This is a genomic window from Streptomyces sp. NPDC004126, from assembly GCF_050275515.1.
Taxonomy (GTDB): Bacteria; Actinomycetota; Actinomycetes; order Streptomycetales; family Streptomycetaceae; genus Streptomyces.
Map to the genome: position 1 here is coordinate 49,803 of NZ_JBNNPF010000048.1, position 11,724 is coordinate 61,526.

Annotated in this window: 9 protein-coding genes and 1 pseudogene; all 10 read left to right on the forward strand. The window is 71.1% G+C overall.

All coding sequences use genetic code 11. The features are described from left to right. Positions 1-345, forward strand: a pseudogene (locus tag ACQKM2_RS32585) (cytidylyltransferase domain-containing protein); the annotation flags it as partial. A gap of 399 nt (positions 346-744) precedes the next feature. Further along, positions 745-1,665, forward strand: coding sequence for an N-acetylneuraminate synthase family protein (locus ACQKM2_RS32590; protein ID WP_427716202.1), 921 nt, complete (start codon positions 745-747; stop codon positions 1,663-1,665). 41 nt (positions 1,666-1,706) lie between these two features. After that, complete coding sequence (locus tag ACQKM2_RS32595; RefSeq protein WP_427716185.1) at positions 1,707-2,846, forward strand: hypothetical protein; 1,140 nt, start codon at positions 1,707-1,709, stop codon at positions 2,844-2,846. Positions 2,847-2,983: 137 nt separating this feature from the next. Continuing rightward, on the forward strand, positions 2,984-4,240 hold the full coding sequence (locus tag ACQKM2_RS32600) for an amidohydrolase (RefSeq protein WP_427716205.1): 1,257 nt from the start codon (positions 2,984-2,986) through the stop codon (positions 4,238-4,240). A 218-nt stretch (positions 4,241-4,458) separates the two neighbouring features. Next, entirely contained in the window at positions 4,459-5,523 is a 1,065-nt protein-coding gene (locus ACQKM2_RS32605) for a BMP family lipoprotein (RefSeq protein WP_427716187.1), read from the forward strand. Positions 5,524-5,766: 243 nt separating this feature from the next. After that, on the forward strand, positions 5,767-7,425 hold the full coding sequence (locus ACQKM2_RS32610) for an ABC transporter ATP-binding protein (protein ID WP_427716207.1): 1,659 nt from the start codon (positions 5,767-5,769) through the stop codon (positions 7,423-7,425). Then, on the forward strand, positions 7,422-8,537 hold the full coding sequence (locus ACQKM2_RS32615) for an ABC transporter permease (RefSeq protein ID WP_427716189.1): 1,116 nt from the start codon (positions 7,422-7,424) through the stop codon (positions 8,535-8,537). The genes ACQKM2_RS32610 and ACQKM2_RS32615 overlap by 4 nt, the downstream gene beginning before the upstream one ends. Next, entirely contained in the window at positions 8,534-9,796 is a 1,263-nt protein-coding gene (locus ACQKM2_RS32620; protein WP_427716190.1) for an ABC transporter permease, read from the forward strand. Before ACQKM2_RS32615 ends, ACQKM2_RS32620 begins: the two co-directional genes overlap by 4 nt. After that, complete coding sequence (locus ACQKM2_RS32625) at positions 9,793-10,191, forward strand: cytidine deaminase (RefSeq protein ID WP_427716193.1); 399 nt, start codon at positions 9,793-9,795, stop codon at positions 10,189-10,191. The genes ACQKM2_RS32620 and ACQKM2_RS32625 overlap by 4 nt, the downstream gene beginning before the upstream one ends. Before the next feature lie 104 nt (positions 10,192-10,295). Beyond that, the gene (locus tag ACQKM2_RS32630) at positions 10,296-11,573 is read left to right on the forward strand and encodes a thymidine phosphorylase (RefSeq protein ID WP_427716196.1); all 1,278 of its coding nucleotides are present in this window, start codon (positions 10,296-10,298) and stop codon (positions 11,571-11,573) included. The last annotated feature ends 151 nt before the right edge of the window (positions 11,574-11,724 follow it).

Genomic DNA, 11,724 nt, shown 5'->3' on the forward strand with positions numbered 1-11,724 from the left:
GTGATCCCGGCGCGCGGCGGGTCCAAGGGGGTGCCCGGCAAGAACACCGCTCCCGTCGGCGGGACACCGCTCGTCGCCCGCGCCGTGCGGGCCTGCCGGGACGCGCCCACCGTCACCGATGTGGTGGTCTCCACCGACTCCGGCTCCGTGACCGCTGCCGCCCGCGCCGCCGGGGCCCACGTGATCTCCCGGCCCGCCGCCCTCTCCGGGGACACCGCGAGCAGCGAGGCCGCCGTCCTGCACGCCCTCGACGCCTTCGAGGAGCTGCACTCCCTCACCGTGGATGTGGTGCTCCTGGTCCAGTGCACCAGCCCCTTCCTCACCGCCCGGGACGTCGAGTCCGTCGCCGCCGCCGTGGCCTGCGGCGCCGCCGACTCCGCCCTGACCGCCGCCCCCTTCCACGGCTTCCTCTGGCGCCGCGCCGCCGACGGCACCGGCAGCGGCGTCAACCACGAGGCCTCGTACCGCCCCCGCCGCCAGGACCGCCCCGAGGAGCTCCTGGAGACCGGCGCGGCCTACGCCATGACCGCCGCCGGCTTCCGCGCCGCCCGGCACCGCTTCTTCGGACGCACCCTCCCGGTCCCCGCCGACCCGGCGCGGGTCCTGGAGATCGACGACCCGCACGACCTCGCCCGGGCGCGCCTCCTCGCGCCCCTGTTCGACACCCCGCAGAACACCCCGCAGAACACCCCGCACAGCACCCCGCACGACACCCCACGCACCGAGCGAAGGACACCACCCGCCATGACGGTCGCCACCACCGAACCCCGCCTGCGCACCTTCGGCCCCCGCCTCGCCGGCCCCGGCCGCCCCGTCTACGTCGTCGGCGAGATCGGCATCAACCACAACGGCGACCTCGGCACCGCCTTCGCCCTGATCGACGCCGCCGTCGAAGCCGGATGCGACGCCGTCAAGTTCCAGAAGCGCACCCCCGAGATCTGCACCCCCCGCGACCAGTGGGACGTGGAACGCGACACCCCCTGGGGCCGGATGACGTACATCGACTACCGCCACCGCGTCGAGTTCGGCGAGGCCGACTACCTCGCCATCGACGAGCACTGCGCCAAGCGCGGCATCGCCTGGTTCGCCTCCCCCTGGGACACCGAGGCCGTCGCCTTCCTGGAGAAGTTCGACCCGCCCGCCCACAAGGTGGCCTCCGCCTGCCTCACCGACGACGAACTCCTGCGCGCCCTGCGCGCCACCGGCCGCACCGTCGTCCTCTCCACCGGCATGTCCACCCCCAAGCAGATCCGGCACGCCGTCGAGGTGCTCGGCAGCGACAACATCCTGCTCTGCCACGCCACCTCCACCTACCCGGCCAAGGCCGAGGAGCTCAACCTGCGCGTCATCCACACGCTCCAGGAGGAGTACCCCAACGTCCCGATCGGCTACTCCGGCCACGAGACCGGCCTGCAGACCACCCTCGCCGCCGTCGCCCTCGGCGCGACCTTCGTCGAACGGCACATCACCCTCGACCGCGCGATGTGGGGCTCCGACCAGGCCGCCTCCGTCGAACCGGGCGGCCTGGCCCGCCTGGTCCGCGACATCCGCACCATCGAGACCGCCCTCGGCGACGGCGTCAAGCGCGTCTACCCCTCCGAACTCGCCCCCATGAAGAAGCTCCGCCGCGTCCAGAGCACCGTCCCCGCCCCGGCAGCGGTCTGAGCCGGCCGCCGCCGCCCCTCCTCCCCCGAGCGGAGTCCGTGGTGAACCCTTCCGCCCCCACCCTGGCCCTCGTGGAGAGCCCGGTCCAGCTCCTCAACGTGCTGGAGTGGGCCCACACCCGGCGCGGGCGCGAGCCCCTGCTGACCGCCGTCCCGGCCCAGCCCGGCCCGCTCGCCGGGCGGCGCCGTCCCGACCCGCGCACCGTCGCCGACCGGCTGCGGATCGTCGTCCTGCCGCCCACCGACCCGCTCTCCCGCGGCCAGCTGCGCCGCATCGCCGGGATCGCCCGCGACGAGGGGTACGCCGTCCAGTGGCAGGAGGCCCGCGGCGGCTCCGGCGCCCCCCTGCGGGCCCTGTCCGCGCTCGGCCCGGCCGTGCGCCGCGCCGAGCGGATCGTGGTCGGCGACCCCTTCTCCCGCTTCGTCCAGCTGCTGCTGGCCCCGTCCAGGGCCGCCGAGCTGGTCGTCGTCGACGACGGCACCGCCACCATGGAGTTCGTCGCCCAGCTCCGCCGCGGCGAGCGGCTGCGCCGCTGGCACCGCACCGGCGGCGGGCCCCTGTCCCGGGCGCGGGAACTCGCGTACGCACCGGTGTCCGGCGCGGCCCGGCGACGGCTGCGGCCGGGGGAGGGGCGCCGCGTCGAGCTGTTCACCTCGATGCCCGTCACCCCGCTGCCCGGGACCGGACTGCGCGTCAACGACTTCGCCTGGACCCGCGCCCGCTTCGGCCCGCCCCGCCTCACCAAGGGCACCGACCTCGTCGGCACCTCCCTCGTGGAGACCGGCGTCGTCGACCCGGCCCGCTACCTGGAGGCGGTGGCCGCCCTGACCCGGGAGCACGGCGTGACCCGGTACTTCGCGCACCGCCGCGAGACGCCGGAGAAGCTGCGGGCGCTGCGCGCGGCGACCGGCCTGGAGATCGTACGGCCGGACCTGCCGCTGGAACTGATCGCGCGTCGGGGACCGGTGGGACGTATGATCGTCAGCTTTCCGTCCACGGTCGTCCACACGCTGCCGTACGCGCTCACCGGCACTGGCGTGACGGTGGCGGTATGCGGTATCGACCCGGCCTGGCTCGCCCCCGGAGCCTCGCCCAGGGCCGGCGGCTTCCTCGCGGGCGTCACCGACACCGCCCGTGATGTGCGCAGACTCCCCGCACGGAGTAGCACCGCGGCCGGATGAGCGCGCGAGTTTACCCCCGGCCGCAACCGGTCATGCGTCCAGAGGCCGGTTTTCTTTCCCCTAAGGGCATGAACTTTTGGTGATCTCCGGACAGTTGACCCATCCGTGCGCCTACCCTTCAACGGGTGAACCAGTTGATGTCCCGCGAGCCCCAGACCGCCCTGCCCGGCAAGCCTGTCCGGCCCGAGCTGCCCGGCCAGCTGCCGGACCGGCTCCGTGCCGAACTGATCGCCTTCCGCCGGGACTTGCACATGCACCCCGAGCTAGGACACCAGGAGTTCCGTACCACCGCGGCGATCAAGGCCCGGCTGGAGAAGGCCGGCCTGCGACCACGCGTCCTGAAGTCCGGCACCGGGCTCATCTGTGACGTCGGCACCTGGGACGGGGGACGGCCGATGCTGGCCCTGCGCGCGGACATCGACGCCCTGCCCATCCCGGACGCCAAGACCCACGTCTCGTACCGCTCCACCTACCCGGACCGCGCCCACGCCTGCGGCCACGACGTCCACACCACCGTCGTCCTCGGCGCCGGCCTGGTCCTCGCCGAGCTCGACCGGCAGGGCCTGCTGCCCCGCCCGGTGCGGCTGCTGTTCCAGCCGGCCGAGGAGGTGCTGCCGGGCGGCGCGACCGAGGCCATCGAGTCCGGGGTGCTGGACGGCGTCGGCAAGATCATCGCCGTGCACTGCGACCCGCGGGTCGACGCGGGGAGGATCGGCCTGCGGACCGGCCCCATCACCTCGGCCTGCGACCGCCTGGAGGTCACCCTCGAAGGCGCCGGCGGCCACACCGCCCGCCCGCACCTGACCACCGACATGGTGACGGCCGCGGCGCGGGTCGCCCTGGACGTGCCCGCCCTGCTGGCCCGCCGGATGGACGCCCGCTCGGGCATGTCGGTCACCTGGGGCCGGATCGAGTCCGGGCACGCCTGCAATGTGATCCCGATGCACGCCGAGCTCTCCGGGACGATCCGCTGCCTGGACCTCAATGCCTGGTACGAGGCCCCCGACATGATCCACGCGGCGATCGACGAGGTCGCCACGATGCACGGGGCCAAGTTCGAGATCAACCACGTGCGCGGCGTGCCGCCGGTCGTCAACGACCCCGTGGTCACCGAACTGCTCCGGGAGGCCATGGGCGCCCGGCGCGGCCCCGAGTCGGTGGAGGACACCGAGCAGAGCCTCGGCGGGGAGGACTTCTCCTGGTACCTGGAGCACGTCCCCGGCGCCATGGCCCGCCTCGGCGTCCGCCGCCCCGGCGACACCGCCAAGCGGGACCTGCACCGCGGCGATTTCGACGTCGACGAGTCCTCCATCGGCTACGGCGTCGAGTTCTTCACGGCCGCCGCGCTGCTCGACGGACGCCGCAACAGTCCCGTCACGTCAAAGATCGGGTAAAGCTCAATACAACACCGGCAGGTCTCCTGTCAGCGGCGTCCAGCCCTTGGTACACAAGGGCTGGACGCCTGTCCCGTTACCGATCGGTCACTGTCCGGTTCGCGACGATCCGATAACGACTCATGAACGGGCCTTTAACTGACATCTACGCGCGTTACGATCGCCGCGAAACCAGCGCCGGTCGTGGCGCTTCGGTCAGGTTTTGAAGGAGCCTCCCCTTGCGCCGGATCACCAGGATCGCCACCGTGGGCATCGCGTCCGCGGCGCTGGCCCTCTCGGCCACCGCCTGTGGCGGAAAGAAGTCCTCGGACAGCCCCTCTTCCGACGGCAGCGCGTCGTCCTCGGCCGCGGGCGCGGCCATCGCGTACGACATCGGCGGCCGTGGCGACCAGTCGTTCAACGACGCCGCCTACGCCGGCCTGGAGAAGGCCACCAAGGACCTCAAGATCAAGCCCGCCGAGGCGGAGCCGACCGAGGGCGAGAGCGAGGCCGACAAGGTCCAGCGCCTCACCGAGCTGGCGCGCAAGGGCAACAACCCGGTCATCGGCGTCGGCTTCGCCTACGCGCCGGCCATCAAGAAGGTCGCGGCGAAGTTCCCGAAGACCACCTTCGGCATCATCGACGACACCTCGGTGACCGACAAGAACATCGCCAACCTGGTCTTCAACGAGGAGCAGGGCTCCTACCTGGCCGGCGTCGCCGCCGCCAAGGCGTCGAAGAGCGGCACGGTCGGCTTCATCGGCGGTGTCGAGGTTCCGCTGATCAAGAAGTTCGAGGCGGGCTTCACCCAGGGCGTCAAGGACACCAACCCGAACGCCAAGGTACTGAGCAAGTACCTCTCCCAGCCGCCGGACTTCGGTGGCTTCGCCAAGCCCGACCTGGGCAAGGCCGCCGCCAAGGGCCAGATCGACGGTGGCGCCGACGTGATCTACGCCGCCGCCGGCCTCGCCGGCTCGGGCGCCATCGAGGCCGCCGCGACCTCCGGCAAGTGGGCCATCGGCGTCGACTCCGACCAGTACAACCAGGCCGGTCTGTCGAAGTACAAGGACAAGATCCTGACCTCGGTCACCAAGGACGTCTCCGACGCGGTCTTCAACCTGATCAAGTCGGTCAAGGACGGCAGCCCGCAGACCGGTGAGATCCGCTACGGCCTGGACAAGGACGGCGTCGGCCTGGCCGACTCCAACCCCGAGTACAAGAACAACGCCGAGCTGATCGCCGCGGTGGAGAAGGCCAAGGCCGACATCATCGCGAAGAAGATCACCGTCAAGACCACGCCGTAACGGCCCTGTCTGACGACTAGTCGCGGTTTCCGGGGTCCGGATGCGGTCTCTACCGCTCCGGACCCCGTACCGCGTCTCCTCCCCCAGTCCGTGACCACTTGTGGCCAGTTGGCCGCAAGTTTTCACTTCCGACAGTGCTACGCGCGTAGAGGCATCGTGGACGCGATACCTTCTCTCCCCGCCCTGTCCTCCTGCCGAGCCACTCAGGCTTTCCAGCTCCTTCCGCGCCAAGGAGAGTGCGTCATCAACGCGTCCAGCCCCCCTCTCGCCGTAGAACTGCACGGCATCACCAAGCGTTTCCCCGGCGTCGTCGCCAACAAGGACATCGCCATCTCCGTCCGCAAGGGCACGGTCCACGCCCTCATCGGCGAGAACGGTGCCGGCAAGTCGACCCTGATGAAGATCCTCTACGGCATGCAGAAGCCGGACGAGGGCACCATCGCCATCGACGGGGAGCAGGTCTCCTTCAACAACCCCGGTGAGGCCATCGCCCGCGGCATCGGCATGGTGCACCAGCACTTCATGCTCGCCGACAACCTCACCGTCCTGGAGAACGTCGTCCTCGGCGGCGAGAAGCTCTACGGCATCGGCTCCAAGGCCCGCAAGAAGATCAAGGAGATCTCGGACGCGTACGGCCTCGGCGTGCGCCCCGACGCCCTGATCGAGGACCTGGGTGTCGCCGACCGCCAGCGCGTGGAGATCCTCAAGGTCCTCTACCGCGGCGCCAAGACCCTCATCCTCGACGAGCCGACCGCCGTGCTCGTGCCGCAGGAAGTGGACGCGCTCTTCGACAACCTGCGCGAGCTCAAGGCCGAGGGCCTCACGGTCATCTTCATCTCGCACAAGCTGGGCGAGATCCTGAAGGTCGCCGACGACATCACCGTCATCCGCCGCGGCACCACGGTCGGCACCGCCGACCCGAAGACCGCGACGACCAAGCAGCTCGCCGAGCTGATGGTCGGCAGCGAGCTGCCCTCGCCGGAGACCCGCGAGTCCACGGTCACCACGACCCCCATGCTGAAGGTCGACGGCGTGACCGTCGCCGACGCGGGTGCCGTCGTCACCCCCGAGACCTCGGCCCCCGAGCTCGGCGACTCCGACACCGACCTGCGCGAGCCCGCCGTCGCCGGCCGCCTGCTGCTCGACGGGATCACCTTCACGATCCACAAGGGCGAGGTCCTCGGCATCGCCGGCGTCGAGGGCAACGGCCAGACGGAGCTGATCGAGGCCCTCATGGGCATGATCAGCCCCGACGCGGGCGCCATCACCCTCGACGGCACCGACATCACCAAGATGCCGGTCCGCAAGCGCCGCGAGGGCGGCATCGGCTACATCCCCGAGGACCGCCACCGCCACGGCCTGCTGCTGGAGTCCCCGCTCTGGGAGAACCGCATCCTCGGCCACGTCACCGAGAAGCCCAACTCCAAGAAGGGCATCCTCGACCCGAAGGCCGCCCGCAAGGACACCGAGCGGATCGTGCGCGAGTACGACGTCCGCACGCCCGGCATCGACGTCACCGCGGCCTCGCTCTCCGGCGGCAACCAGCAGAAGCTGATCGTCGGCCGCGAGATGAGCCACAACCCCAAGTTCCTCATCGCCGCCCACCCCACGCGCGGTGTGGACGTCGGCGCGCAGGCGCAGATCTGGGACGCGATCCGCGAGGCCCGCCGCGAGGGCCTCGCCGTCCTGCTGATCTCCGCCGACCTGGACGAGCTGATCGGCCTGTCCGACACGCTCCGCGTCATCTACCGCGGCCGCCTGGTCGCGGACGCCGACCCGGCGACGATCACCCCCGAGGAGCTCGGCACCGCCATGACCGGCGCCGCCACCGGGCACCTGGAAGCCACTGACGACCACTCCGCCGAGGTCGACGGCGACACGACGGAGGACGAGGCCCGATGAAGAAATTCGACAAGGACCGGCTGCTTCTCGGCTTCGCCGGACCCGCGCTGGCACTGGTCAGCGCCTTCGTACTGAGCATGATCGTGCTGGCCGCGTCGGGCGTCGACCCGATCGAGCCGCTGCGCATCATGATCGAGCAGTCCGGCTACGAGGACGTGCAGGTCCTCATCGTGAACCAGGCCGGCACGTACTACCTGGCAGCCCTGGCCGTCGCCATCGGCTTCCGGATGAACCTCTTCAACATCGGCGTCGACGGCCAGTACCGCCTCGCCGCGATGGTCAGCGCCCTGGTCGGCGCGGCGGTCACGCTGCCCGGTCCGCTGCACATCCTGGTGATCGTGCTCGTCGCGATGCTCGTCGGCGCCTTCTGGTCCGGCATCGCGGGCATCCTCAAGGCCAAGCGCGGCGTGAGCGAGGTCGTCTCGACGATCATGCTCAACGCCATCGCCACCTCGTTGATCGCCTGGCTGATCCTGCCGAAGAACCTCGGCGTGCAGCCCGTCGGCTCCAACGACCTGACCACCGGTGACATCCCGGAGTCGGGCTGGTTCCCGGGCGTCGAGATCGGCGACGGGATGGAGATCTACGGCTTCACCTTCATCGCCTTCGCGCTGGGCATCGTCTACTGGTTCGTCCTCAACCGCACCCGGTTCGGCTTCGACCTGCGAGCCACCGGCGCCAGCGAGTCCGCCGCCCAGGCCTCCGGCGTGGACGCCAAGAAGATGATCATGACCTCGATGCTCCTCTCGGGCGCCGTCGCCGGTCTGGTCAGCATGCCGCTGCTGCTGGGCGAGTCCCACACGTACAACCTGTCCTTCCCGGCGGGCATCGGCTTCACCGGCATCACCATCGCGCTGCTCGGCCGCAACAACCCGGTCGGCATCTTCTTCGCCGCGCTGCTGATCGCCTTCATCGACAAGGCCTCCGCCGGCCTCGACACGGCCGGCTACGCCAAGGAAATCGGCACGATCATGAAGGGCCTGATCGTGGTCGCCGTGGTCGTCAGCTACGAGCTCGTCCGCCGCTACGGCATCCGCCGCCAGCAGCAGAAGGTCGGCGAGGAGCTGGCCGCGGGCCACGCCATCAAGACCGAGAAGGAGGTCGCGGCGTGAGCGCCAGCACCGTTTCCACGACGAAAGCCGCGCCCAAGCCGGGCGGCCGGCGCAAGCTCACCCTGCCCTGGATCCTGCTGATCATCGCGGGTGGCCTCGCGCTGGTCTCGCTGGTCCGGGTCATCTCCGGCGCGAACGACCTGACCTCCGTCGGCCAGGTCTCCGGCGCCCTCCAGCTCGCCGTGCCGATCGGCCTCGCGGGCCTCGGCGGCCTCTGGGCCGAGCGGGCCGGCGTGGTCAACATCGGCCTCGAAGGCATGATGATCCTCGGCACCTGGTTCGGCGCCTGGGCCGGCTACCAGTGGGGCCCCTGGACCGGTGTCCTGCTGGGCATCGTCGGCGGCGCCATCGGCGGCCTGCTGCACGCGATCATCACCGTCACCTTCAACGTCAACCACATCGTCTCCGGTGTGGCGGTCACCATCCTGGCGACGGGCTTCACCCAGTACCTGTCGAACTTCACCTTCGACAAGGCCGAGGGCGGCTCCTCCAAGCAGTCCCCGCGCATCGAGCCCATCACCGAGATCACCATCCCGGGGCTCTCCAGCGGACTGGAAAGCCTCCAGGCCAAGCACTGGTTCCTCGTCTCGGACATCGCCGGCGTCCTCGGCGGCCTGGTCACCCACCTGTCGCTGCTGACCGTCGTCGCCCTGCTGCTGATCCCCGCCACCTGGTGGGTGCTCTGGCGCACCGCCTTCGGCCTGCGCCTGCGCTCCTGCGGTGAGAACCCGGTCGCGGCGGAGTCCCTCGGCGTCAACGTCTACAAGTACAAGTACATCGCCGTGATCGTCTCCGGCGGCCTGGCCGGCCTCGGCGGCGCGTTCCTCGCGATCGTCTCCACCGGCATCTACCAGGAGGGCCAGACCGGCGGCCGCGGCTACATCGGTCTCGCCGCGATGATCTTCGGCAACTGGATGCCGGGCGGCATGGCGCTCGGCGCGGGCCTCTTCGGCTTCACCGACAGCCTCAAGCTGCGCGGCGGCGCCGAGAACGTCCACGCGATGCTGCTGCTGATCGCCATCCTCCTGGTGATCTCCGTCGCCTGGCAGCTGTACAAGAAGAAGCACCTCCAGGCCGGCATCGCCGCCGTCTGCGCCGCCGGGCTCTTCGCCTGGTACGCGGCCACCGACCAGGTGCCCAGCCAGTTCGTCGACGCCGCCCCGTACGTCACCACGCTGCTGGTGCTCGCACTGTCGGCGCAGCGCCTGCGGATGCCCAAGGCGGACGGCATGCCGTACCGCAAGGGCCAGGGCAAGTGACCCCGGCCCCGGTGGTGGACTGGGAAGCCCTGCGGACGGCCGCCCGGGACGCGATGACCCGGGCGTACGCCCCCTACTCGGGCTTCCCGGTCGGGGTCGCGGCCCTGGTCGACGACGGCCGGACCGTCACCGGCTGCAACGTCGAGAACGCGAGCTACGGACTCGGCCTGTGCGCCGAGTGCGGCCTGGTCTCCTCCCTCCAGGCCACAGGCGGCGGCCGGCTCACGCACTTCACGTGCGTGGACGGCAAGGGCGAGATCCTCGTCCCGTGCGGGCGCTGCCGCCAGCTGCTCTACGAGTTCGGCGGCCCGGAGCTCCTGGTGGAGACGCCGGACGGGATCCTGCCGCTGAGCGCGATGCTGCCGCAGGCCTTCGGGCCCGACCACCTGAGATAGCCGCACGACGGCCCTCCGCCCTGCCGGGCGGAGGGCCGTCGCCGCTCTCTCCCCCCCCCGAACCTCCCTCCCTCATCTCTATGCGCGTAGAAGGAAGTCACCTCATGGACGTCATCTCCGTCATCCGGACCAAGCGGGACCGTGGTGAGCTGAGCCCCGAGCAGATCGACTGGGTCATCGACGCCTACACCCGCGGCATCGTCGCCGACGAGCAGATGTCGGCGCTCGCCATGGCCATCCTGCTCAACGGCATGAACCGGTCCGAGATCGCCCGCTGGACCGCCGCGATGATCGCCTCCGGCGAGCGGATGAACTTCGACTCCCTCTCCCGCCCCACCGCCGACAAGCACTCCACCGGCGGCGTCGGCGACAAGATCACCCTCCCGCTCGCCCCGCTCGTCGCCGCCTGCGGCGCGGCCGTCCCGCAGCTGTCCGGCCGCGGCCTCGGCCACACCGGCGGCACCCTCGACAAGCTGGAGTCCATCCCCGGCTGGCGGGCCCTGCTCTCCAACGAGGAGATGCTGAACGTCCTCGACACCACCGGCGCCGTCATCTGCGCCGCCGGCGACGGCCTGGCCCCCGCGGACAAGAAGCTCTACGCCCTGCGCGACGTGACGGGCACCGTCGAGGCCATCCCCCTGATCGCCTCTTCCATCATGTCGAAGAAGATCGCCGAGGGCACCGGCTCCCTCGTCCTCGACGTGAAGGTCGGCTCCGGCGCCTTCATGAAGAACATCGAGGACGCCCGCGAGCTGGCCTCCACGATGGTGGCCCTGGGCACCGACAGCGGCGTCAAGACGATCGCCCTGCTCACCGACATGTCCACCCCGCTCGGCCTGACCGCGGGCAACGCCCTCGAAGTCCGCGAGTCCGTCGAGGTCCTTGCCGGCGGCGGCCCGGCCGACGTGGTCGAGCTGACGATCGCGCTGGCGCAGGAGATGCTCACGGCCGCGGGCATCAAGGACGCCGACCCGGCGAAGGCCCTCGCCGACGGCTCCGCGATGGACGTGTGGCGCCGGATGATCTCCGCCCAGGGCGGCGACCCGGACGCGGCCCTGCCGGTCGCCCGCGAGCAGCACGTCGTCACCGCCTCCGCCTCGGGCGTCCTGACCCGCCTCGACGCGTACGCGGTCGGCGTCGGCGCCTGGCGCCTGGGCGCGGGCCGCGCCCGCAAGGAGGACCCGGTCCAGGCGGGCGCGGGCATCGAGCTCCACGCGAAGCCGGGCGACACGGTCACGGCCGGCCAGCCGCTGATGACCCTGCACACGGACACCCCGGAGAAGTTCGAGTACGCCCTGTCCTCCCTGGAGGGCTGCTACGACGTGGCCCCGGCGGGCACCCCCTTCACGGCGAACCCGATCGTCCTGGACCGCATCGCCTGACCCCGGTCCGGGTGCGGGTGGGTTGCCGCTGCGCGGTGCGGTCCCCTACCCGCCCTTCCACCGTTCCCAGGGGCTCCGCCCCTGACCCCGATACCGGGCGCTTCGCACCCGTCGCCTCAAACGCCGGCGAGGCTGATCTCAGCCTCGCCGG